Source organism: Pseudoalteromonas luteoviolacea (genome assembly GCF_001696455.1).
GTDB classification, from domain to species: Bacteria; Pseudomonadota; Gammaproteobacteria; order Enterobacterales; family Alteromonadaceae; genus Pseudoalteromonas; species Pseudoalteromonas luteoviolacea_C.
Genome location: NZ_MAUJ01000011.1, coordinates 96,830 through 118,498 on the forward strand (window position 1 = coordinate 96,830; position 21,669 = coordinate 118,498).

General features: G+C 43.3%; 29 protein-coding genes and 1 pseudogene. All 30 read left to right on the plus strand.

The features are described from left to right. Nucleotides 1-138 precede the first annotated feature (138 nt). The 30 genes and pseudogenes from A7985_RS22410 (at nucleotide 139) to A7985_RS22555 (ending at nucleotide 21,016) form a co-directional block, all read left to right on the plus strand. Nucleotides 139-414, plus strand: coding sequence for a helix-turn-helix domain-containing protein (locus tag A7985_RS22410; RefSeq protein WP_065792655.1), 276 nt, complete (start codon nucleotides 139-141; stop codon nucleotides 412-414). Further along, nucleotides 389-748: a hypothetical protein gene (locus tag A7985_RS22415; RefSeq protein WP_065792656.1), complete on the plus strand. Its 360-nt coding sequence runs from the start codon at nucleotides 389-391 to the stop codon at nucleotides 746-748. Before A7985_RS22410 ends, A7985_RS22415 begins: the two co-directional genes overlap by 26 nt. Nucleotides 749-761: 13 nt before the next feature. Further along, a complete protein-coding gene (locus A7985_RS22420) occupies nucleotides 762-1,181 on the plus strand; it encodes a glycoside hydrolase family protein (RefSeq protein WP_065792657.1) in 420 nt (139 codons plus the stop codon). Next, complete coding sequence (locus A7985_RS22425) at nucleotides 1,178-1,576, plus strand: 3TM-type holin (protein WP_176716788.1); 399 nt, start codon at nucleotides 1,178-1,180, stop codon at nucleotides 1,574-1,576. Before A7985_RS22420 ends, A7985_RS22425 begins: the two co-directional genes overlap by 4 nt. Next, on the plus strand, nucleotides 1,573-1,821 hold the full coding sequence (locus A7985_RS22430; protein WP_141685420.1) for a hypothetical protein: 249 nt from the start codon (nucleotides 1,573-1,575) through the stop codon (nucleotides 1,819-1,821). The genes A7985_RS22425 and A7985_RS22430 overlap by 4 nt, the downstream gene beginning before the upstream one ends. 117 nt (nucleotides 1,822-1,938) lie before the next feature. Beyond that, nucleotides 1,939-2,775 carry a baseplate assembly protein gene (locus A7985_RS22435; protein WP_065792659.1) on the plus strand — a complete coding sequence of 279 codons (837 nt, stop codon included), beginning with the start codon at nucleotides 1,939-1,941 and terminating at the stop codon, nucleotides 2,773-2,775. Between the two features lie 3 nt (nucleotides 2,776-2,778). Further along, nucleotides 2,779-3,789, plus strand: a complete 1,011-nt coding sequence (locus tag A7985_RS22440) for a phage tail protein I (protein WP_065792660.1) — start codon at nucleotides 2,779-2,781, stop codon at nucleotides 3,787-3,789. Between the two features lie 26 nt (nucleotides 3,790-3,815). Next, entirely contained in the window at nucleotides 3,816-4,370 is a 555-nt protein-coding gene (locus A7985_RS22445) for a phage tail-collar fiber domain-containing protein (protein ID WP_065792661.1), read from the plus strand. Between the two features lie 9 nt (nucleotides 4,371-4,379). After that, entirely contained in the window at nucleotides 4,380-4,646 is a 267-nt protein-coding gene (locus A7985_RS22450) for a hypothetical protein (protein ID WP_063359593.1), read from the plus strand. 65 nt (nucleotides 4,647-4,711) lie between these two features. Further along, the gene (locus A7985_RS22455) at nucleotides 4,712-5,488 is read left to right on the plus strand and encodes a hypothetical protein (protein WP_065792662.1); all 777 of its coding nucleotides are present in this window, start codon (nucleotides 4,712-4,714) and stop codon (nucleotides 5,486-5,488) included. Nucleotides 5,489-5,509: 21 nt separating this feature from the next. After that, nucleotides 5,510-5,971: a hypothetical protein gene (locus A7985_RS22460; protein ID WP_081310681.1), complete on the plus strand. Its 462-nt coding sequence runs from the start codon at nucleotides 5,510-5,512 to the stop codon at nucleotides 5,969-5,971. Between the two features lie 115 nt (nucleotides 5,972-6,086). Beyond that, nucleotides 6,087-6,668 carry a hypothetical protein gene (locus A7985_RS22465; protein ID WP_065792663.1) on the plus strand — a complete coding sequence of 194 codons (582 nt, stop codon included), beginning with the start codon at nucleotides 6,087-6,089 and terminating at the stop codon, nucleotides 6,666-6,668. 14 nt (nucleotides 6,669-6,682) lie between these two features. Continuing rightward, complete coding sequence (locus A7985_RS22470) at nucleotides 6,683-7,054, plus strand: hypothetical protein (RefSeq protein WP_141685421.1); 372 nt, start codon at nucleotides 6,683-6,685, stop codon at nucleotides 7,052-7,054. Between the two features lie 100 nt (nucleotides 7,055-7,154). Next, nucleotides 7,155-8,063: a hypothetical protein gene (locus tag A7985_RS22475; protein ID WP_065792664.1), complete on the plus strand. Its 909-nt coding sequence runs from the start codon at nucleotides 7,155-7,157 to the stop codon at nucleotides 8,061-8,063. A gap of 11 nt (nucleotides 8,064-8,074) precedes the next feature. After that, nucleotides 8,075-8,377: a hypothetical protein gene (locus tag A7985_RS22480; RefSeq protein WP_065792665.1), complete on the plus strand. Its 303-nt coding sequence runs from the start codon at nucleotides 8,075-8,077 to the stop codon at nucleotides 8,375-8,377. Nucleotides 8,378-8,449: 72 nt separating this feature from the next. After that, entirely contained in the window at nucleotides 8,450-9,481 is a 1,032-nt protein-coding gene (locus tag A7985_RS22485; RefSeq protein WP_065792666.1) for a baseplate assembly protein, read from the plus strand. Further along, entirely contained in the window at nucleotides 9,474-10,364 is an 891-nt protein-coding gene (locus tag A7985_RS22490) for a phage tail protein I (protein WP_065792667.1), read from the plus strand. Before A7985_RS22485 ends, A7985_RS22490 begins: the two co-directional genes overlap by 8 nt. Before the next feature lie 14 nt (nucleotides 10,365-10,378). Then, on the plus strand, nucleotides 10,379-10,933 hold the full coding sequence (locus A7985_RS22495; RefSeq protein ID WP_065792668.1) for a phage tail-collar fiber domain-containing protein: 555 nt from the start codon (nucleotides 10,379-10,381) through the stop codon (nucleotides 10,931-10,933). Nucleotide 10,934: 1 nt separating this feature from the next. Next, nucleotides 10,935-11,747 (plus strand): hypothetical protein, encoded by an 813-nt coding sequence (locus A7985_RS22500; protein WP_063372376.1) that lies wholly within the window; start codon nucleotides 10,935-10,937, stop codon nucleotides 11,745-11,747. 12 nt (nucleotides 11,748-11,759) lie between these two features. Beyond that, the gene (locus tag A7985_RS22505; RefSeq protein ID WP_081225465.1) at nucleotides 11,760-12,065 is read left to right on the plus strand and encodes a tail fiber assembly protein; all 306 of its coding nucleotides are present in this window, start codon (nucleotides 11,760-11,762) and stop codon (nucleotides 12,063-12,065) included. A 102-nt stretch (nucleotides 12,066-12,167) separates the two neighbouring features. Continuing rightward, complete coding sequence (locus tag A7985_RS22510; RefSeq protein WP_065792669.1) at nucleotides 12,168-12,956, plus strand: hypothetical protein; 789 nt, start codon at nucleotides 12,168-12,170, stop codon at nucleotides 12,954-12,956. A 7-nt stretch (nucleotides 12,957-12,963) separates the two neighbouring features. After that, a complete protein-coding gene (locus tag A7985_RS22515; protein ID WP_065792670.1) occupies nucleotides 12,964-13,320 on the plus strand; it encodes a hypothetical protein in 357 nt (118 codons plus the stop codon). Nucleotides 13,321-13,347: 27 nt separating this feature from the next. Then, complete coding sequence (locus tag A7985_RS22520; protein WP_065792671.1) at nucleotides 13,348-14,187, plus strand: baseplate assembly protein; 840 nt, start codon at nucleotides 13,348-13,350, stop codon at nucleotides 14,185-14,187. Next, entirely contained in the window at nucleotides 14,172-15,026 is an 855-nt protein-coding gene (locus A7985_RS22525; RefSeq protein ID WP_065792672.1) for a phage tail protein, read from the plus strand. The genes A7985_RS22520 and A7985_RS22525 overlap by 16 nt, the downstream gene beginning before the upstream one ends. A 188-nt stretch (nucleotides 15,027-15,214) precedes the next feature. Then, complete coding sequence (locus A7985_RS22530; RefSeq protein WP_065792673.1) at nucleotides 15,215-15,694, plus strand: hypothetical protein; 480 nt, start codon at nucleotides 15,215-15,217, stop codon at nucleotides 15,692-15,694. A gap of 9 nt (nucleotides 15,695-15,703) precedes the next feature. Beyond that, a pseudogene (locus A7985_RS22535) lies at nucleotides 15,704-17,667 on the plus strand (DUF4815 domain-containing protein). Then, nucleotides 17,664-18,851 (plus strand): hypothetical protein, encoded by a 1,188-nt coding sequence (locus A7985_RS22540; RefSeq protein ID WP_065792674.1) that lies wholly within the window; start codon nucleotides 17,664-17,666, stop codon nucleotides 18,849-18,851. The pseudogene A7985_RS22535 and the gene A7985_RS22540 overlap by 4 nt, the downstream one beginning before the upstream one ends. An 8-nt stretch (nucleotides 18,852-18,859) precedes the next feature. Then, a complete protein-coding gene (locus tag A7985_RS22545; protein ID WP_063372384.1) occupies nucleotides 18,860-19,078 on the plus strand; it encodes a hypothetical protein in 219 nt (72 codons plus the stop codon). A gap of 9 nt (nucleotides 19,079-19,087) precedes the next feature. Further along, nucleotides 19,088-20,569: a hypothetical protein gene (locus tag A7985_RS22550; RefSeq protein WP_065792675.1), complete on the plus strand. Its 1,482-nt coding sequence runs from the start codon at nucleotides 19,088-19,090 to the stop codon at nucleotides 20,567-20,569. Between the two features lie 9 nt (nucleotides 20,570-20,578). Further along, entirely contained in the window at nucleotides 20,579-21,016 is a 438-nt protein-coding gene (locus A7985_RS22555) for a hypothetical protein (RefSeq protein ID WP_065792676.1), read from the plus strand. The last annotated feature ends 653 nt before the right edge of the window (nucleotides 21,017-21,669 follow it).

Below are 21,669 nucleotides of genomic sequence, written 5' to 3' on the forward strand. Positions count from 1 at the left end.
CATCATATAAATCAGAAAAATTTTTTAATAGTCTCAAGTACGAGGTTATTTTCGAACCTTTTTAGACGGAAAATATCAATTATAAAGCGACAAAAATAATAATTATAAGCTCATTTGGAAAACTCGGTAAGGAAAGCAATGATGCAGTTAAGTTACTCACCAAATAGGATTTTTAAGCAAAGAAGAGCTCCACTTGGGGCTGAGATACTCCGTTTTGCAAGACGTTTACGTGGATACACTCAAGCAGAGTCTGCAGCTAGCTACGGTATCGAAGAACGCACATTGCGGCGCTGGGAAAATAAGGAATACAGCCCTAAGTGGAATGATGTAGTTGGCTTAGTAGAAGATGTTTACTCATTAGATATTTTAGAAGTAATAGGAAAGCTAAATGATAGCAACTCAGATAACCATTAAACAGATCAGAAGTGCACTTAGACGTTGGGGAAAGTTTTGGCGTCAACGCGAACTTGGTAAAGGGTTTAGCCGTCAAGCTGTTACAGAGCAAACTGGCGGTGGGCGAAGTAATTACTTTTCTAGCGATATGATGAGTGTCCCTGAGGAAATTGAACTCATAGGACAATTAATAGCTAAGTTGCGACCAGAGTGTATTCGTGCAATACGAGCCAAATACTTACTGGACATGGAGCTAAGTCAAGCCGCAAAAATGCTTGGCTTTGATACCAAACGTTCGGCCGAGTTTTGGTTAATTAAAGCTGAAAGAGCATTAATGCTGGAGCTTAGTTATTAGAATAGGAAAATAAATGTCAATTATGAATACAGTGGAGCAAATAAAAAAGCATGAAGGGTATCGGCGCTACCCGTATTACTGCACGGGTGGTAAGTTGACCATCGGGTATGGCAGAAACTTGGATAGCAAAGGCGTTGATCAGGAAGAAGCAGAATATTTGCTTGCTCAAGATGTACAAAACGCGCTAGCTGGGGTTAAGCGCCGCATAAATGTAAGTCATTGTAATGAAGCCCGCCTCGCTGTTCTGACCAATATGGCCTTCAATATTGGGCTGCAAGGTGTAATGGGGTTTAAAAAGATGTTAGGGCATGTCGAGCATGGCAAGTTCGAAGAAGCGGCGTTAGAAATGCTGGACAGCCGTTGGGCGAAGCAAGTGCCTAATCGAGCACAAGAGTTAGCTCAACAAATGTTAACTGGAGAGTGGCAGTCATGAGTTGGTTAGCCAGCTTATTTGTAAGTGATGTTCGCGAACCACTACAAATTGTCGGAAATATTATTGACGATCTGTACACCAGTGAAGAAGAGGTGCTTGAGCAGCAAGTTTTAAAGGCGCGCATGCTGGCAAAGCAAAGTGAAATACAAGCGCAAATCAATTCAGTCCAAGCGGGCCATCGTAGTGCATTTGTCGCAGGGGCGAGACCATTTTTGATGTGGGTTTGCGGTTTAGGTTTTCTGTTTGCATTTGTAATAAACCCCATCTTGCAATGGGTACTGCCACAATATGGCGCACCAGAGTTACCACTTGATGTGATGCTTGAATTGACCTTGGGCATGCTTGGTTTAGCAGGTTTGAGAACGATTGAGAAGATAAAAGGAGTCGCTAAGTGAGACAGCCTGACAATTGGCAAATGAAAAAGGAGTTAAATTTAGCCCATATTTTAACGACGATTGCTTTGGTGGTTTCTGGAATTTTGTATTTAAATGATTTGGATAAACGGATTACGTCCAACAAGCAAGAGCTTGCACATTTAAAACAAATTCGTAAAGAAGACCAAAAGCGTATAGAGAAACGTTTGGACTCTATTGATGAAAAGCTTGATGCCTTATTAAGCGCCAAACGTAACGGCCTGTAAACCTCTTACGGAGCCTACATTTTTCCAACTTTGTAATTAAGCACTGAAGATAGTCGGCACTAATTGATAGAGTCGAGTGTGCGTTCGTGTGCAAAAAATTTAGCAAGGAGACGAATTTTGAGTACTGCTATAGAATTAGCTAAATTGCCACTTCCTCAGGTTATTGAAGCGCTTAGTTATGAGGAGATTTATCAACAAATTGAGCAAGCTTTATTAGAAAAAATCCCCGCACACAGTTTATTGGCTTCAGATCCCGCCATAAAGCTATTGGAGTTAGCTGCTTATCGCGAGCTACTGTTACGTCAGCGTATTAACGATGCCGCCAAATCAGTGATGTTGGCTTTTGCCGCAGGAAATGATTTAGATCACTTAGGTGCATTGTTTGGTATTGCAAGGGATGAACACGAAGAAGACGAGCGTTACCGACAGCGGATCCCTATGTCACTGGAAAGCTATAGCATGGCTGGTACTCGTGGGGCGTACGAATACCATACTTTTTCAGCCAGTCATTTAGTACATGATGTCTATGTTGACTCTGAACAACCCGGTCGAGTCAATGTGTATGCTTTGTTAGATACGATGAGCGAGGCACAGGCGAATGAAGTAAAAGGTGATATAGAAGCGCGACTCAATGATGAGGATATTAGGCCAATCACCGATGAAGTTATCGTCAATTTGGTCATGCCAACTTTAATCCCATTATCTGCGCAAGTTTACTTGAATGTGGGGGCTAACAAGGCGCAGGTAGAGTTAGCAATCATGCAAGCGCTCGATACATTTATTCTGAACCATTTCAAGTTCGGAGCCGAGGTACCACACTCGGGTATCATTGATGCACTTCATCAACCTGGGGTACGCAAAGTAAAACTGTTAACACCGACAGAAGATCTGCAACCCAGTGTAAATCAGGCGTATCGCCTGACCCTTGATCTAGTTTTTCCTGAAGAGGCATAAAAGATGAGAAATCCGTCATTATTGCCAGTGAATAAAACACGACTGGAAAGTGAATTAGAACAGAGCCTCGCGTTAAACAGAACGCAATTTAATACCGAACGGGTGATCCCCGAGAGTATTGGCTCACAGTGGGACCCGCTTACTTGCCCAGAAGGATTGTTACCATGGTTGGCGTGGGCGCTCTCGGTTGATGAATGGGATGAAACATGGTCAGTAGAAACTAAGCGGTCAATGATTGCTCACTCAGTTTCTATCCATAAACACAAAGGGACAGTTGGGGCCGTTAAAAGGGCCCTACAATCGCTCGGTTTGCAAATCGAATTCTTTGAATGGTTTGAGGATATTGATGACGTATATCTTGCACCACATCACAGTGGTGAGCCTTATACTTTTACCTTTATCGCTTGGGCAAACGAAATACCTTACACCAGCCGCGCAGTGGTGTTAGATCAGAAACTCTATGATGCCATTTACAGAGTGACCAATCAGACAAAGCCACAGCGCGCACATTTTGATTTTTTAGTTGGTATGAAAATGTCGTCGCAAGCCGTCGTTGCCAGTTCAGCGCACGGATTTGCAAGTAATCGACTTTATGCCAAAGTTATGCCGCATGAGAAGCGTCGTGCTGGCAGCAATACACTCTCACTCGCTGGTGCCATCTCTGGGCATCGCACAGCCGCTTCCCGCCACTATGCAGCATCTTCATCAGAGCGAGCTATTACAGCAAAATCTCAGCCAGGATGCGCCCTTGTCATTCGAAAACAAGTGCCTTTGATTAGTCGCCAGCGTGTGAGCACTGCGAATGTACGCAGCTTGAATGCACGCGCAAAACTGGGTTTTGGCGCTGCGTTGTCAACGGGCTCCGGACAAGTTGTCAGAACATACATTCGCAGTGAGCAAACCATGCCTTCGCGCTTTATTGAGTTTAGTTGCCAGATGGCTGGCGCAATCTCGAAAAGTGCAAAGCAAACGACCGTGCGTCGTTTGTATCTAAATGCAGTTACTGCAACCTAAACATTTCGAAAACAAGGAGTGCAATAGTGAGCACGATTTTACAGCCGGTGATCACCTCAGCGGGGCTTGCTGCTGTGTTCAGAGCACAGCAAAAAGGTTTTAAAGCCAAGATCACAAAAATAGGAATAGGCTCTGGTGTTCATCAAGTTGATGAAAACACCACGAACCTAAAAGATGAAAAGTATCGCCTAGATATCGACCATGCAGAGTATTTTGAGGATCAAAAACAGTTACATTTGACTGTTCGAGATGACTCAAAAGTTGCTGGTGATGGCTTCTTCGTCAATGAAGTTGGTTTTTATACCGAAGAAGAAGTTAATGGCCAAGTGCGTCATGTATTGTTTGCGGTTTACTCGGCAAACGAGCCAATTGCTTATAAGTCTAATGACATAGATTTATTGTTGGCGTTTGACCTTACTTTGACGGGTGTGCCTGGCGATGCCATTACCATTATCGATAAAGGCGTAGATTTTAATATCTTAATCGCGCCAGAGCTTGCCAAAATGGCTCGCTCTCAAATCATGAATATGTATCGTCACTTAAAACAAAAGTTTGCATTAATTGACAAAGGAATTTTGTAAGGAAGGTCTATGAAAAAAGAAGATAACTTGCGTGCACAGACGCTCGCAGAAGAAGCGTTGAAATTGATGCAAGAAGCGAAGGTTTTGCAGCAACAAGCTCAGTGTCAAGCGGCGCGAATTTTAGGTTATCAACAGCAAAGCGATGGCCTCGCATTTAAATATTTAGCTGCCAAAGCTGAATATGGTGAGCAAAGCTTGGAAGCAAATGAAGCGAAACAAGCGTGGCTTTTTGCTAGAAAGGCTGTGCAAGCTCGTTATCCTAAATTTCATGACTAATTAGTTTTTTGATAGTGCTTTTGCCCACCATTGGTGGGCTTTTTTGTTTATAGCGGAGATATTTAATGTCATTAGAACAGGATATAACTCGCGTCGTTGAAGCCACCGAAGGCTTGACGGCAACAGTTGACAATCAGATCAGTGAGATCACCAATAAGTTGAACTCGGCTGTGGCCGAGACTAAAACCAAGGTAGATGCGCATCTTGCTAGCGCAGACGCGCTGCTTAATTCGTATGAAGAGCGCCAATCGCATTTTCGAATTACCAAAAACCAAGCATTAGTTGCAAACCAAGCAGGTTCGTTCCCTGAGGCTTGGGCAGGCGGTTTTGTCACTAAAGCGACTTTATTAGAAAAAGTCGAAACGGGTATTGAGTTAAATCAGCGTACCCCTCTTGCGAGAGAGTTTTTACAAGCGATTAATTCTGATACTAAGTGGTTTGCGCAAAACTTTAATATTTGGGAGTTGGAATATGCACCAAACCGAGGTGGTGAAAACAGCCACATCGATGCGTATTTAATGTACCAATACTTGAGAAGACCTACACATATTACGGCGGGTGCAATCGTGAAACATATTCGTGGTGTTGTGCCTACAGGGTTTTGGTGTACCGGGTTAAAAGCGGGTGAGGCTGCAAAGGTATGCGGTGTGCATATCGGGCATAGTAGTCGAAATCACTATACACACTGTCATCCATATGTACCAGGCAAGAACTTACCCGCAGATCAAACAGGTGTGATACAAGTTGCACTACCTGCTGTTGTCACTGGTCATGTACCTATCGATAAAGCTTGGGGTCAGTTCGCCTATATTGGCGACGATACTCATGATGTGATTGCATAAGGTCAAGGAGATATAACTTAAATGGCTAAACTAATTGTAAATGGACAAGCTACAGAGCAGTTTTTTGATGCAAGTATGCCGCAGCATGCTGTTGCACAGCTGGTGGCAGAAAATTTCGGTGAAGAGAGTACATTTTCAGTGGAGCTGACTGTCGATGAGGCTTTGCAACAAAGCCGTGCTGTAGTAAGAACTCAGCTTGAGCAGCAAGTTGCAGACACGGAATCATTGCTTGGTACGACATCGGATACTGTACATCTATTGCTAAATGAGCTGAGCGCTTTTGTGAATAAGTTAAGTGCAGCTCAAACGCTGGCAGAAATGCGTGCGTCTACGGAATCACTCAAAACAGCGATAGGCGGCGTGGAAACAAAAGTAACCAATGGTGAACTTAGTTTCCCTTATCAAACGAAAGGTCAAAGCGACGTAATGACTGACATTATCGCGCGTGCTAATGGCGTTGATGCAGTCCTTAAAGCGCAGTAACTAAGTATCAATAGGGTCTTGAGCACACCTTATTGATTTTGAATTTTCATTCTTAAACCTAAACGTAAAGCCCGCCATTTGGTGGGCTTTTTTATTTTTTACTTGGAGGTAATTTATGTCTTTAGAGCAAGACATTGCAAATGTAGTCAGTGCAGCAGAGCAACTCACTGGCATTGTGGATACAAAAATTGAAGATATTAACAGCACGGTGAATGGCAAAGTGGCTGAGATAAATTCAACAATTTCTCAGCAAGTGTCACGAGTGAATGAGGCACTAGAAAGTAAACAAATTATCGGCGACGGTGGAAGAGGCACTCGAAGTATTGATATTGCTCGGTATTTCTCAGCTGCAGTTGGTGGTACATATATTCATTTAAAACTGCCTTATCGGCTAGATAGAGACAATCATATGTACCATATCAAAGTAAATGGCTATGAATTCCACAAAGGCAAACTGGTGGACACAACATTTGTTGGGTATTGCTATAACCAAGGGAATATTCTTGGTTTCAAGCAAGAACTTGGGACGCATGAGCCATTTTCATATGTTGGCACTGACAGTCACATATATCTGCGACTAACTATCGAAGATAAATACTATTTAAACCTCAGTGTAGATTCCATGTATGTAGGAAATGGCACGGTACTTAAACCTGGTGATATCGAAGTCATTGAAAGCACAGAATTAGAACTATAATTATAAGGACAATAATGATGGATAATATGATTGCAAACCAGTTGTCGACAGAAAATGAACAAAAAATCCTTGAAAGAAATCAGCGAATTACAAAGAGGCAAAAAATTACCAACCGAATTGCAGATGAAGGCAGTTTGCTGGGTTCAACGTCAGATATCTCCCATATTCTGCTCCATGAGTTAAGCATCTTTGTAAACAAATTATCGCAAGCTAACTCCCTAGCTGAAATGCGCGCCTCAACAGAGTCATTGAAAAATGTCATTGGCGCAATTGAAGGAAAAGTTGCCAGTGGTGAGGTTGAATTACCATATCAAATAAAAGGTCAAACAGCAGCGCTAGATGAAGCACTAACGCGTGCTCATGGCGTCAGCAATTTGCTGAAATAATGCAGACAAATACGCTGTAATTTAATCAGCATACAGAATTATAAACAAACTCAGCCCACCAACTCGGTGGGCTTTTTTATTTTAAAACGGAGGTAAAGTGATGTCCTTAGAGCAAGACATTGCCCGCGTCGTTGAAGCTGCAGAAAAGCTCAGTGATGTGGTGGATACAAAAATTGAAGATATTGATAATCGAGTGGCACAGAAAGCCATTGAGATTGACCAAAAAAATGCGGTTTTGGAGAGCCGTTTAACAGCTAAGGAACAAGCGGTTGATGCAAAGATAAGTGAGTTTCAAAAGGCATTACCTTTAGCGCCAAACTTATTGGTTGATACCAAGTATTTTAATGGGATAGGCGAAGATAATGTAGCCGTAGATATGGTCACTTCACATAGCAAACCATGGCGCTGTTGGATTGATTATGGCGTTGAGGCGTCGGGTACTGTGACTAAGCTGACAGTAGGCAAGCTAGCTGAAAATGGTTTAAAACCTGAAGGGGAGTTTTTAACTCGAGCGCTGGGTAGCGAACGCACTGAAAACAACTTTTATGGTAGTAATTTCAAGGTGCTACTGTTTGATGTCGAGATTATCAAGGGCAGAGATAGTAATCCTAATGAAGGTCATTTCTTCGTTTTAAGTCAAGGTGTTGACACCTACACTGGATGGGGTCGTGGTGAGTTTTTAACTCAATCTAGTTGTTGGGTTAACGTTTTGGAATGTTCTGATGGTATCAACTTTTATCCTGCGGCAAACCGTGTAGCAAACATTCAAGTTGATAAGAGTGACTTAGGGAAAGGCTGGATTTATAAGCATTCAACAAGAACTGGTTGGGGTGGAAACCACTCTCCACTGTTCTCAGGCAAAGGGCGAATGAAAGTCGCGATCTGTTTACCTTATGTTGGTACGGGTGATCATGGTAACAATATGATTTGGGCAAACGACGTGGGTCACCCATATTCACATACAGACGCTACAGAGTTTTTCAATAACAACGTCAAAGAAGCAAGCTAGGGATAGTAAACATGGCAGTATTAAAACAAATTTCGACAGGTAAAATTGTTGCGAGCGGTATTCATAGCATGCAGTCAGCAAAAGAAGTTGCTGAGCTGGCAGGGTATGCAGATGGAGATTACGAAGTTGTTTATTCCGAAGAAGAAATAACCCAATCAAGATTATTTGAATACAAAGAAAAAAGCGACCATTTGTTTATTGACTATATGGCTAATTTAACTGAACTTGGTGACAATGCGCAGGCCACCATTGACGCGAAACAGGCTTGGCTAGATGCAAGAGCCAGTGTGAAAGCAAGCTTTCCAAAGTCATAATTTATAAACTTCCCCATGTGCCTGACTAGGATTTAGTCAGGTATTTCTCAATACTTAATTAAGAGCTTAGTTATGTCATTGACAAACTTTAGCGCCATTGATCTCAGCCGTTTGCCGGCGCCAAACCTCATTGAACCTTTAAGCTTTGAAAAGATTAGGGCTGAGATTTTAGATGATTTTAAAACGCGATTCCCAAACGCTGAGTTGAATTTAGTGAGCGACCCGGTCATAAAGCTGGTGGAGTCTTTTACTTATCGTGAGTTACTGCTGCGTCAACGGATTAACGAGAGCGCCCACAGTGTACTTTTAGCAAATGCAACAAGTAGCGAACTGGATTATCTTGGGAATCGTTTTGGGGTTGAGCGCGTATTATTGGTCCCCGCAGACGATAGCAAAATACCACCTCAGACGGCTGAGTATGAGAGTGACGAGAGGTTTCGCGAGCGTATCGCACTTGCTTTGGAGGGATTTAGTACCGCGGGGCCCGCAGGCGCTTATGCATTTCATGCGATGAAGGGGTCGCAGCACGTTAAAGATGTATTCGTCGACGCGCCGCAATTTGCATACGTTGATTTATCTGAACAAGTTAATAATTTACTGCCCCCAAGTGCAAGGCTACTTGTGTGTACAAACGATGCAGGGTTAACACCTGATGTATTGACAGGAGCAATACCACCAGAGCCAATGCCCGGTGATGTCGCAATAACGCTGTTAACTGACCAAGGAAATGGTCAAGCAACGGAAGGGATTATTGAGCAAGTTCAGGCGCAGCTGAATAAAGACAATGTGCGCCCGCTTACCGACAGGGTTCACATCAAATCGGCAGAGATCGTTGAATTTGCACTCGATGCAACGTTGCATATTTATCCTGGGATGGATGGCGCAGCATTGGTCAATGAAGCAAAGCAAAGTTTAACTGCTTGGCTGAATCAACATCATCAGCTAGGCCATGATATTTCACTGTCAGGTTTGTATGCGGTACTTCATCAGGAAGGGGTACAGCGAGTTGAATTACACTCTCCGCAGTGGGATATATCAATAAAAGAACACCAAGCGGCATTTTGCTCTTCAGTCAATATCGAGTTAGGGGAAGAGCATGTCTAACTTTTCTCTGCTGGGAAATACGACTGCACTTGAGCTTGCACTAGAGCATTGTAGTGATCGCATATTACAGACCCCAGTGAATATCCACCAATTATGGGACCCATTTCAATGTCCAGCGAGCTTTCTCCCTTGGTTGGCTGATGCACTGAGCGTGGATGTCTGGGATAGCAACTGGCCAGAACACGTGAAGCGAAAAGTCATCGCGGATAGCGTGCCACGCCATAGATACAAAGGGACTGTGAATGCAGTTAATAATTCGCTTAATGTCCTCAACGCAAAAGTTGAGTTGCAGGAGTGGTGGCAGTATGGAGGTGTTCCGCATAGCGCTAAGTTGTTGGCGATTGCGAATGAAAATCTAGACAGCAACGGCAATACGTTTTTAAGCCCCAAATTGCAGGCACAAATGTGGCAATCAGTCGTCGCGACCAAGCCACAGCGGACCCAAGTTGACTTTACAATTGGCGTTAACCTGAGTGCTGACATTCAAGTGATTGGGGGTGCTCAAAGTGCTACGGTTCAAGTCGCGCTTAATAGAGATGAACCTATTTTTAACTTTGCTCCTGTAAATGTCGGCAGTTTGGCCAGTGCCCATTCCAACAACCTACAAGTCACACGTTTTAGTGATAATCCAAGCATCGATTTCAATCTAAGCGATATACAAGTATTCACTTGCGGTCACACAAATCAAGTGGCGATAGATCTATTTCAAGATGCGCCAAGTGCAAACTTTACCGACTTGGTGACTGTATCTACGACAGCAATGTCGACACATATGTCGCAAACTCAAATGCGAGATAATCCTACATCAAACTTTGCAACTAGCAGTTCGATAGCAAGCGGTGCGTACACCGTTTCAATTCAAAATATTACGCTTAATTTTTAATCTGAGGTACATATATGAATGTATATACACCCGTTGTTACCCAGCAAGGGATAAATGCAGCGGTGAGTGCCCTTGAACAAGGGGTTAAAATCCAAATTGGTCATATTGCAGTCGGTGATTCAGGCTATACACCTGATAGAAACCAAACTGCTTTGAAAAGCCCAAAAAACACGGCACCAGTATCTGGTGCAGAAGTTGTCGGTAACGGCCAGTTTCATGTGACTGCTGAGTTCACTGATGATAAGCAATATGCAGTCAAAGAGGTCGGCTTCTATCTCAATGATCATGCAGACGAAAGTCAGCGAACATTATTTGCGGTGTGGTCTCACCCCGAAAATGTGCTTTTTTATCAGACTCCGATAGCGAAAATTGTACAAGGGTTTGATTTATTACTGTCGGCTGTTCCGCCAGATAGCCTTGATTTCAATGTAACAGGCGATTTGAGCCTCTATTATGCTGATGAATTTGCAGCGATGACAATTGCACAGGTGCAGATGGCCACGGCTCAAGTTCAATCCAATCATAGGCAAATACAGTTCAATGAACGTCTACTGGCTGTAGGAGCTTAACATGGCTGGTATTACGCAAAGAATGGCTGAGCTAACAAGCTCAAATACCAAACTCAGTTTAGATGTCAGCAGCCTAACGTCAGAAGTTTCAAGTGTGCTCAACAGCATGCACTCAGAGCTTAAAGCTTTACCAAGCAGAGTCAATGGCATGATGGATGCTCATCACTATGTATCTCATCAAGGAGATGATGTGACAGCTGATGGTACTAGCGCAAAGCCATTTAAGTCGATTAAACGCGCAATCGAAAGCACACCTGAAAATTGCGTTTGCACGATTCAATTGATACCAGACGGCAAGAGCACGCCATTTGTGATCGATGAACTAATTGATTTAGGCCGAAGAGCTGTTGAGATTAGATTCGTTGGTAATGAAATCCATCTAGATGACAAAATTACAACGGTATTTAATTGCGCCCCCCACGGTAGCTTGCAGTTTTCTAACTGGGGTGGAGCATCTGGTAGCATTTCGATGTCCAGTAATAAAACACTGATGTATGCAAAGGCGGGCGCAAACCTTCATATAGGTGGATACGAATCAACATTTTTGGATATAACCGGCAATGCTCACCTGACCTTAATGCAAGGGAGTTACACGAGTGCGCGCGGTATTTCTTCAATTTCGTTGAGTCGTTTTCGGTTGAAGAATGCCGAAGCACCAGCAGGTAAAAAAGTAACTGCCTTTGCATCTCGGTATGCGGGTAGTTGTTTTGTAAACAACTGGCAAAGCACTTTTCCTGAGGGAGTATTTACTTACTCTGAGTCTTCTAACCAAATACACACTGTATTTAATAGCTTACATGTTGTGACTACTTAGGAGTATAGTTTTATGGATATTACTATTTGTGGCCAAACGGTTTTTGGTGTAATCAACAGCGAAGAAGACTACCAGTATTTGAAATCTTTGGGGTTCGACTCTGCCGCAACCGAAAAGGCAATTGATCAGCTTAAATGGAGCTCGATTAGAACCAAAAGAAACCAATTACTTGCTGAGTCTGATTTCACACAAATGTCAGATATCGACCTTTCTGATGATATGAAGCAGCAATGGTCCCTTTATCGCAAAGCGCTACGCGCAATACCGCAAACTTATTCATCTGTCGAAGACGTTGAATGGCCAAAAGAGCCATCATAGCGGCTACTTTTCTCTTTCCCTTATTTGTCCAAAGCAAACGCTTGCACAGAGTTGCTTAGCTTTGGATTGAAACAAAAATACAATTTAAAAGGAAACTTATTGATGTCTACACAAGCAAAAACGCTTGAACAGCTAATTACCGAGCTGCACGCCACTAATGGTGAACTTGTTACAGCTAATAATGAACTGACGAGTACAGTTGTTGACAAGATGGGCACGATTGATGCGGCACTTACTAATGCGCAAGCTGGCGTAAATACTGCTATTTCTACAGCGGATAGTCGCATTAGCCAAGCGATTTTGAACTTGGCGCAGAGTCATGCGGATATGCGTATCAATTATTATGATCGCAAAGTGCATACGAAAGATACTTTAGTACAAGATAATGCTTTGGTAGCAGACCCTAATGACGAGTCCAAGTCAATCTGGGTTAGGGTACCAAATGGTGGAGATTGGAGCGGCTTTCATACTTATCCTGCGGCAAATAAAATGACCAAAGTACATACTGTCGCGGGTTACTCATATTCGCCGGGCTATAGCGAATCTCCTGTACAGTATGCGCGAGACTGGAGCCGCACATATATGCAGTTTATTCTGACTAACTCTGAGGCAACCAGCGAGCAAATCAATGAAAATATTGCATCTCAAGGTGTTGATATTAATGTCTCACTTACCGGCGGTTGGTGGAATGGCTCTTCCGTGAGAGATATTCCTTCTATGCAAATCTCTGGGTTGCATACCTACAGCAGTTTATTTGTTCGATTGGTCAACGTTGTGTCTGACGGAGTTTCTGAGCCTGGTGATAAACAGCCTCAAAACATCATTCAATTTGGTGGCAGTTGTAATTTTGCGATTGACCGCGTTGTTAACTACCCTCGAATTCCAGCATAGGTGAAGCATGACTGAAAATATTGAATCTGAATTCAAAGATACTTCCGTCGTATATGAAAAAGAAGCGCAACGCAGCCGTATCCATTATGCAGTTGCAGACTCTGATTCTTTACTTGGTACAACTTCGGACACAGTACATATACTTCTCGTTGAATTTGCCAAATTAAGCAAAGCAATTGTGGCTGCTACATCACTTGAAGAAGTAAAAGCAGCTGCAAAACCATCAGCTGATATGTTTGCGCCTTTGTTAGATAAGCACTTGGCTAATCAGTTGACATTCCCTTATCAACACAAAGACATTACTCGTGTATATGATGAAATTTCGACGCGCGCACAGGGTGTAGCCGATATCATCAAACCTTAAAGATTTTAACTAACCCAAGAACCCACTATGAACTCCCAGTACTTTGATTTCTCTGCGCTGCCTGCGCCGGACATCATTGAATCTCTGGACTATGAAACTATATATCAAGCGCGTAAAGAAAGGTTTAAATCACTCGCTCCGCAATACGCTGATGCATTAGAGCTTGAAAGCGATCCACTGACAGTATGTCTGCAAGTTGAAAGCTATCGAGAGCTATTGTTGCGTCAGCGAATTAACGAAGCCGCCTATGCTAACTTATTGGCAACGGCTAAAGGCGGTGATTTAGATCAGCTTGGTGTATTTTATGGTCTAGCGCGTGCCGAGGGTGAAGAAGACGGTAACTACCGTCTTCGCATTCGGCAAAAAACATTGGCGTCCAGTACTGCAGGCAGTAAAGATCATTACCGAAATGCAGCGTTATCTGCTGCACCTAACACTATCCAAGATGTTGAAGTGGATAGTCCAACTCCGGGGCGTGTACGCGTCTCAATTCTATTTCAAGTCAAAGAGCATGCAGATGTGCTCTTGCAGCAAGTGAGAAACCACATATTGAGCGATCAGGTTAAAGTGTTAACCGATCAGGTCGAGGTTAATCACGCTGAAGAGGTGTCGATTGATGTCAAAGCGGATATTTATCTACAAGATAATGTGCCAAATTGGGTGTTTACTCAATTAGAAGGCAAATTACGTGAAGCTTGGCAGGAGACGATGGCACTTGGTGTTGCGATGACGCCGAGTTGGCTTAGTGCTCAACTCCATGTAGAAGGTGTTAAACATGTAGAAATACATACACCTAACTCTTTGATTGATATAGCTTCCAATCAATATGCTCAACTAGGGCAAATTCAATTATGTCTCATCACTTAAAAACTGATAGCGACGCATTACTCCCCATTAATCACACAGATCTTCAATCAGCTGTTGTAAAGCATGGCCAACTTGAAGCCGTTTTAGGTGAGGGAGTGCAATTGCTGCGTGGCTTTAAGTCCCACCCTAAACAATCCCTACTTCCATGGCTTATTTGGGAATACGGTTTAGGTGCCTTGGTTCCTTACCTCGACGATTTAGATCAAGTCTTACAGCAAGGCCTCGCTTGGCAAAGGATCCGTGGTACACAAAAAAGCTTAGAAATGGCCTTTGATTGGCTTGGTTTTTCTCTGTCAGATGTTGAAGAGTCTACGTCCTATCGGCATTTCTATCGCTATCAGTGTCATTTAAATCAGATGCCTGACCTAAATGATGTTGAACGGATGGCTCAATTAGCGGAGCTAAGTGCACCAGCGCGAAGTGAGTTAGTGCGTGTCACATATAGACTTGATTTAAGAGAGCTTAAGTTATCTGCAAGCAGTTTTGGCACATTGCTTAGCGATCATTCAGGCTATCGACACCGGCTTAAAAACGGCAAGTTACTACGTATTAGTACACGCCGCGAACATGAAGCAATTATTGATGCACCAGGTTCAGCTACCAGCTCGCGTGAGCGCAAGCAACATAGTAGCTGGCAAAGTTACTCTTCTCAAGTGCTTGGCACTATGCAGTTAAGTAATTCAATCGTGCATAGCTTTCAGTCGGCTAACACACATAGCCGTCAAACAAGTCGCGCATACACTATTGGCCAAGCTCAGTGGTTTGGTCATTGGCAGTCGTCAGCGTGGTCTGAAACAAGATACCCTCAGGTCATCACCTTTCATCAGGCGCTACGCTGATTAATTCAATTATTACTCATAAATTAACCTAAATTCGGTTTGAATATTCAGATCTCCCACTAAATAAATTTAATAGCAGGGGTAAACCCCAATAGCTGTATATGAAGTTTCAGCCTTGTTGAATTGCTCTTATTACTTAGTGAAGACATGAATAAGTTAAATCGAGTTAAGTAAAACAAGGAAATACATTGGCTATTCTGACTCGTGCAGGGCGAACACTGTTTGCTCAATCTATTGCACAAACTCCTATTTATTTGGCTTGGGGACGCGGTGATTCATCGTGGCAATCTCCTCCGGCTGAACCCATTATTGCGACTGAGCTAGCGGCACCTATTGGCTATCGTAAGGCGAGAAAAGTTGCTTTTTGTAACCCTGATGATCAAGGCGATATTCATATTCAAGGGGGGCGTTTTAGTCTTTCCGATCAACCAACTCAGCACTTGTACTGCGAATTCACTTTTGACTTTGCAGATGGTGTGGGCGAGACGGTTCGAGAGTTAGGTTTGATGTCTGGAACGCAACAACTCCCAGAACTACCTGATGGATTGTCTTATTTGCAGCCCGATCAAGTGGCATCTCCCGGTACTTTATTATTGCTTGAGCACCGTGCACCACTCGTACGAGAAGAAGGTGTGAGAGAGAGCTTTGAATTTGTCGTGAGTTTTTAGAGGTTTTTTATGCTTGACGATTATTATGAAAAATTTCATGCGGATTCTGGCTACGAACGACTGCTGTTCAGAGCTGGAAAAGGTCTGCAAAGTAGAGAGTTAAACGACCTACAATCTCAAGTGGGCCATCACCTAAAAGGTGTAGCAGATGTTTTGCTTAAAGATGGTGACTTAGTCAAAGGTGGTGAACTGGTTGTCGACACTGACTCTGCGAGTGCTCTGATCACTGAAGGTGATGTATACATGGCCGGTCAAGTACGCCCTGTACCGAGTGGTGTTGTACCCCTTGATATGTCTGCGACTGTTGATGTGGGTGTATGGTTGACTCACAAAGTGATCACCGAAGAGCAAGACCCTAGCTTACGGGACCCGGCAGTCGATGCGATTAACTTTGATGAGCCCGGCGCTGCGCGTTTGCAGCAAATCTGTCAATGGGGTTTGCTCAGTGATGCTCTGGGTCCTGATGAAGCATTTTATCCTGTACACCGAATAGAACAAGGCACTTTAATTATTAAGCAACCGCCACCTCAGCTAGATGCTGTGACTCAGGCTTTAGCTCGATATGACCGTGAAGCCAATGGTGGCAGCTATGTTGTACAGGGTATGGCGTTAAGTTATCGAGGCGCTGAACAAAATATACAAAGCTTTAGCCTTGAAGAAGGTAAAGCGCATATTGAGGGTTATGAAGTCGCCTTTGCAACCTCTCGAACCACTGAATTTGACTATGATCCTGACGTTGGTGAAGTCAAAGAGGAGCCAAAAACTTTTCAAGCCGATGATCAGGGCATGATGCGTATGGATACGGATTTCTTTCCGGTGAGATCAATTGATGAAGTTAACGTCACTGTTGAAAAAGTGACGCAATTAACCCGTGGCCAGTTAACCGGTGGTGAAGACTTACTTCCTGATGAGTCTGTGCTGGAAATTTTAAGTATAACGCAAGGGGACACGACATATACCCAAGGTGCTGATTTCATCTTTTTACGCAATCATATCAGTGGCAGCTCAGTGGTGAGGAGCCTGCGGGCGGCAGCTTATATGAAGTAACTTACCGTTACCGTAAACAGCTCATTGTGGAATTTGATGAACATGGCTTTAAGCTAGATAGACAATTGCCCGATGGCGGTCAAATAGTTGATAACACCTTAGTGACCATTGACTATCAATGGTATAGGCCGCGAGTAGACCTCATCGTGCTTGATAGGTTTGGCCAAATCAAACGTATCAAAGGTCAGGCTGCACATCAGTTTCCAATTGCTCCAAAAGCGCCAGCCCATCACTTGGCATTAGCTCAAGTCACGCAGTCGTGGCTAAGTAGTGAAGCGCCCTTGATTGAAAACCTAGCTGTAAGAGCTGTCTCTATGTCTCAGCTGGAGCATATGCAGACTCAGATTGGGGATTTGTATCAGCTGCTCGCTATTGAGCGTTTACGCAATGATGCCAATAGCCAAGACCCTGCAAGTAAATATGGTGTTTTTGTTGACCCGTTTATTGATGATGACATGCGAGATGCGGGCATTGAGCAAACAGCAGCAGTTGTAGATGGAGAATTGGTGCTTCCATTACAAGCCGAAATATTCCAGCTACAAGTGCCTAATGGACGCGCGCTGACATTGCCCTATGAACTGGAAGATATCTTAGAGCAGCCTAAGCAGACGGGCAGTATGAAGATTAATCCATATATGGCATTTGAGCCAATTCCGGCAGACGTCCGTCTTACCCCAAGCGTAGATCATTGGACACAAACGCACACGAATGTAGCCAGTTCAATTACGCGTAGATTCTGGGGCGGGCGAGGTATTAGGGTTCGAACTCAAACTGTGAGTACAACTCAAGTAGTAAGCAGTTCAACACGCCAAGCTGAATTCTTAAGAAGACGCTGGGTTAACTTCTCCATTTCAGGGTTTGACAAGGACGAAGCATTAGAGCAACTCACATTTGATGGCATCACAGTTATTCCGGAGGGACAATGACCATAAAAGCCGATGCGCAAGGCCGATTATCTGGCCGATTTTATATCCCTAGCAATGTGCCTGTGGGCAGTAAGTCTGTTCGCTTTACTGGTGCACAAGGCTCACGAGGGGAGGCCACTTATACAGGTAGTGGCACAATCCGTACGCAAACAGTACGTCGAGTAAATAACGTATTGCAGTGGCGTTTTGACCCACTTGCGCAAACCTTTACGTTACCAGAGTTACGCTTTATTGCTGGCGTAGAGCTGTGGTTTAAGAAAATAGGCGAGAAAGCTGTTCGAGTTCAGATCCGAGAAACTGACCTTGGTTTACCAAATGATACGGTAATTGCTGAAACATCTTTGTCTGTGAGTCAATTACAGGCCAGTGGGCCGACTTTATTTGAGTTTGCGCCTGTATCACTAAATGCAGGTCAGGAATATGCAATTGTTGTTTTGAGTGATGATGCGACGCATGAAGTGGCTATTGCGGAGCTCGGCAAATTTGACCGAAACAGCGGTTGGGTTACCAGCCAGCCGTATCAAGTTGGTGTCTTGCTTTCTTCTAGTAATGCCTCTACTTGGACACCACATCAAAACAGAGACTTAAGCTTTCGCCTGAAAGCTGCGCGATTTACTAGCACAGAGAGCAGTGTCGAGTTGGGTGAAGTTAACTTAGCGGAACATAGCGACCTGTTGGCAATGGCGGCAATAGAACGACCAAGCAGTGAAACACAGCTGCACTTTGAATTTAGCGGCGCGCAAAGTGGAACGTTTAACCTACAAGAATCTCAGGCTTTACGTTTACCAAATATGCTCAATGAAACGCTAAAAGTGCGCGCTAAATTAGCTGGGACAACGACACAATCTCCTGTGCTGTTTGACAGTGTTCAAGCCGCTTTGGGCAAAGTCAGTAACGATGCTGATTATGTCACGCGAGCAATCCCTTGTCGCTTAGGTGGTAGCTTAAAAGTGAGTTTTGAAGCTCAACTCCCAGGCACTGCAAAAGTGGAAGTGTTTATCGAACAGCAAGGGCAATGGTTAAACATTCCGTTGAAAACAACGCAACCTGAAGGGGATGGCTGGTTACTTTGTAATTATGAATACTCTAACCTTGCCGATGCGCAATCACGAGTGAAATTAGTGCTTTCTGGCACTCATATAGATAGGCCAAGAGTGCGCTCACTTCGTGCATTCTCTGTTTAGGGGGCGTTATGACCGATGATAAAACCCCATTTTACTCTCTGCCCTTACCCCATCCAGACAATTTACTACAACAGGATGTACTACGCATAAAGTACGCACTTACCGGTGTGGACAGGCTTATGTACATGCAAACCAACCTTCGTCGCCAGCAAGATGAGCTGTTGAACGAAAAACTTAGACGAGTAAAGCTAAACCAGCTACTCGGCGAACCACTATTAACAATATAAGAGGACATTATGGCGAGTATACAAAATGCCGTGCAAGTCATGGTAGATAAGCTAGTTGCTGATATGCAGGGCAACCAGCCTTTAACTGCAGAAGAGCAGGCGCTAGTAAGTAACGCTATTACTAAATTGACTGACAACACAAAGCTTGAACAGGCTGTTGTTGCAGTTGCTGAGTCACATATTAATGATGCGACTAGTGCACTTCAGCAGGTCTCGCAATCAACGGGCGCTGCATTACAAACAGCGACTGAGTCGTTGACTCAAACTAGCACCGACTTAGGAAATAAGTCATCTAAACTTGACTTGTTGGATGCGATGGCTCCCAACTTAAATCGAGTAGAGTCTTTACAGACGACAAATAATTCATTGCAAATTAGGCCTTTGATGCCAATGACGCCTATTGACAGTGTTAGTACGTCGGCGAATAACCGTAGATCGACGCCTGTATTTGCAGTGTATGACAGTAACGGTGAAACACATGTTGTTAGACCCGGTTTTACGCATAATGCAAACACAGAGCAATGTCGCCTAGAGTTTTTAAAATTGAGTGCCAATGGTGCAGAAAAAACCACCACGCACACCAGTTTTATTTACTCAAATGCATTTGAGCAAAATCCAGCCAGTAAAATCTACTACTATGGCACCAGCGCATATATCCCTCTGGCAAGTAAAAATAACTCTGCGGATATTCAATATGAGATTGTTTACAGTACACAGGACTCTCAGACTACAGCCGTGGCTAACTATGGTGGCGTATTCTGTAAATCATCTGGTTTTACTTCTATTACCAAGCCTAAGTTGAACTTAAATGCAACAGATCAGTTTGGAGTGAGTACTTTAACCAGTCACAATTACAATGAAGTGGGTGTATTGTATGATAATACTAAGCATTGCTTGGTTATGGTGGATGAAGGCACATCTGTATTAGTTGAGAAGTACCGCGATGGGAATATCGTGACAAATACAGCCATCGCCAATGCAGAAGAACTTCAAGCCTATGTTGATGCTGGCGATTTCACGGTTGTTAAGTTTATCTATCACAATATGCAATGGCCATATGGCATCAATAGTTACAATCATTCTGAAACTACGGTATCTGGCTATGGCACGAGCTACTATGGCTTCTTTGGTCGCTACAATGGTGTCACGAAAATGGGGGAGCACAAATATAGTGTGCACTATCGTTTTACACAAGCCAAACGCCTAGAGCCGATTAACTACTTCTTTAGTAATAGCTCGGGTCACTACAAGGCTCAGAATGCAAACGGTACATATTCTCCAGATTCGGAGGTAAAAGTGGTGCTTGAAACCTTTGATGGTGAGCTGCTGGGCATGTATTCATACCAAGCACGAGCGTACCATGCAGGTTACGATTGCGGCATATTAGGTGGCGCGATCAGTTGTATTAACCCTTACTCAGGTGCCGGGATTCTTAACGAGCACTATACCTATAACCAATATGGCCTTGGCCGTACTTGTCGCGCATTTTAAGGAGAAATTATGAGTTGTGAATATTTTGCCGATAAAGGCATGAAGATTGATGGTAACTATTGGTTAGTACACCCTCAAACAGGGGTTGCGTGGAATGACACGACAGTGGCTGATTTCAAGCAAACCTATGAAGCTCAAAAGATCTTACTCGCAGAGGAAAGGTTTGAGGCGTCAAAGGTAGACAAGCTTCAAGAGATTAAAGAAGCTGTATTTAATAAGTTAGGTAATGAACAATGGCGTGTGCAAAAAGCACAAGAGCATATGTTGATTGCGGAATTATCTGGCGATCAAGCCGCGCTGGGACTGAGCAAGTCTCAATTGCAAGAGTTATTGGCTAAGCGCGAGCAATTACGAAAAGCAAGTGATGAAGCAGAAGTCATTATTGCTGAGTTTACAACGCAAGCTGAGCTAGATGATTTTGAGTTTGATGTAAATATTTCATTGTAAAACCTGCACAATGACCCGTTTTATTCCCAATAAACGGGTTAGTATCAATATTGCTTGAGAAAGCAGCAGAACTGTTATTCCACAACCAAAACCCGCTTGGCCATACCGAGTGGGTTTCTTTTATTGAGTTTTAGGGTTTTGATTTATTATTGTAAATAGGTCACGAATGACCTGTTTTAGAACCTTAAAATCAGTAAAATATACCTAAGCTTGAGAAAAGCCTAACACAAAATCTAAATTGATTTAAAAGCCACATAGCTTGTTAAAACATAAGCGAATGTGGCTTTTTTATTTGGGGTATTTATCGCTGATTTAAGGCGGTCAGGAATGACCTGTTTTAAAGCCTTAAAATCAGTAAAATATCCCTAAGCTTGAAAAAGCCTAACACAAAATATAAATTGATTTAAAAGCCACGTAGCTTGTTAAAATATAAGCGAATGTGGCTTTTTTATTTGGGGTATTTATCGCTGATTTAAGGCGGTCAGGAATGACCTGTTTTAAAGCCTTAAAATCAGTAAAATACTCCTAAGCTTGAGAAAAGCCTAACACCCAATGAAATTAAGTTAAAAGCCACATAGCTTGTTAAAATATAAGCGAATGTGGCTTTTCTATTTGGGGGGGGGGATTGCTGATTTAAGGCGGTCAATAATGAC

What these genes read in the sequence shown, in the direction of transcription:
- A7985_RS22545 (WP_063372384.1), top strand. Translation starts at nt 18,860, where the DNA reads ATGACCGATGATAAAACCCCATTTTACTCTCTGCCCTTACCCCATCCA.
- A7985_RS22525 (WP_065792672.1), top strand. Translation starts at nt 14,172, where the DNA reads ATGTCTCATCACTTAAAAACTGATAGCGACGCATTACTCCCCATTAAT.
- A7985_RS22480 (WP_065792665.1), top strand. Translation starts at nt 8,075, where the DNA reads ATGGCAGTATTAAAACAAATTTCGACAGGTAAAATTGTTGCGAGCGGT.
- A7985_RS22440 (WP_065792660.1), top strand. Translation starts at nt 2,779, where the DNA reads ATGAGAAATCCGTCATTATTGCCAGTGAATAAAACACGACTGGAAAGT.
- A7985_RS22415 (WP_065792656.1), top strand. Translation starts at nt 389, where the DNA reads ATGATAGCAACTCAGATAACCATTAAACAGATCAGAAGTGCACTTAGA.
- A7985_RS22450 (WP_063359593.1), top strand. Translation starts at nt 4,380, where the DNA reads ATGAAAAAAGAAGATAACTTGCGTGCACAGACGCTCGCAGAAGAAGCG.
- A7985_RS22500 (WP_063372376.1), top strand. Translation starts at nt 10,935, where the DNA reads ATGGCTGGTATTACGCAAAGAATGGCTGAGCTAACAAGCTCAAATACC.
- A7985_RS22455 (WP_065792662.1), top strand. Translation starts at nt 4,712, where the DNA reads ATGTCATTAGAACAGGATATAACTCGCGTCGTTGAAGCCACCGAAGGC.
- A7985_RS22465 (WP_065792663.1), top strand. Translation starts at nt 6,087, where the DNA reads ATGTCTTTAGAGCAAGACATTGCAAATGTAGTCAGTGCAGCAGAGCAA.
- A7985_RS22515 (WP_065792670.1), top strand. Translation starts at nt 12,964, where the DNA reads ATGACTGAAAATATTGAATCTGAATTCAAAGATACTTCCGTCGTATAT.
- A7985_RS22520 (WP_065792671.1), top strand. Translation starts at nt 13,348, where the DNA reads ATGAACTCCCAGTACTTTGATTTCTCTGCGCTGCCTGCGCCGGACATC.
- A7985_RS22540 (WP_065792674.1), top strand. Translation starts at nt 17,664, where the DNA reads ATGACCATAAAAGCCGATGCGCAAGGCCGATTATCTGGCCGATTTTAT.
- A7985_RS22410 (WP_065792655.1), top strand. Translation starts at nt 139, where the DNA reads ATGATGCAGTTAAGTTACTCACCAAATAGGATTTTTAAGCAAAGAAGA.
- A7985_RS22470 (WP_141685421.1), top strand. Translation starts at nt 6,683, where the DNA reads ATGATGGATAATATGATTGCAAACCAGTTGTCGACAGAAAATGAACAA.
- A7985_RS22425 (WP_176716788.1), top strand. Translation starts at nt 1,178, where the DNA reads ATGAGTTGGTTAGCCAGCTTATTTGTAAGTGATGTTCGCGAACCACTA.
- A7985_RS22485 (WP_065792666.1), top strand. Translation starts at nt 8,450, where the DNA reads ATGTCATTGACAAACTTTAGCGCCATTGATCTCAGCCGTTTGCCGGCG.
- A7985_RS22490 (WP_065792667.1), top strand. Translation starts at nt 9,474, where the DNA reads ATGTCTAACTTTTCTCTGCTGGGAAATACGACTGCACTTGAGCTTGCA.
- A7985_RS22555 (WP_065792676.1), top strand. Translation starts at nt 20,579, where the DNA reads ATGAGTTGTGAATATTTTGCCGATAAAGGCATGAAGATTGATGGTAAC.
- A7985_RS22475 (WP_065792664.1), top strand. Translation starts at nt 7,155, where the DNA reads ATGTCCTTAGAGCAAGACATTGCCCGCGTCGTTGAAGCTGCAGAAAAG.
- A7985_RS22495 (WP_065792668.1), top strand. Translation starts at nt 10,379, where the DNA reads ATGAATGTATATACACCCGTTGTTACCCAGCAAGGGATAAATGCAGCG.
- A7985_RS22505 (WP_081225465.1), top strand. Translation starts at nt 11,760, where the DNA reads ATGGATATTACTATTTGTGGCCAAACGGTTTTTGGTGTAATCAACAGC.
- A7985_RS22460 (WP_081310681.1), top strand. Translation starts at nt 5,510, where the DNA reads ATGGCTAAACTAATTGTAAATGGACAAGCTACAGAGCAGTTTTTTGAT.
- A7985_RS22550 (WP_065792675.1), top strand. Translation starts at nt 19,088, where the DNA reads ATGGCGAGTATACAAAATGCCGTGCAAGTCATGGTAGATAAGCTAGTT.
- A7985_RS22420 (WP_065792657.1), top strand. Translation starts at nt 762, where the DNA reads ATGTCAATTATGAATACAGTGGAGCAAATAAAAAAGCATGAAGGGTAT.
- A7985_RS22510 (WP_065792669.1), top strand. Translation starts at nt 12,168, where the DNA reads ATGTCTACACAAGCAAAAACGCTTGAACAGCTAATTACCGAGCTGCAC.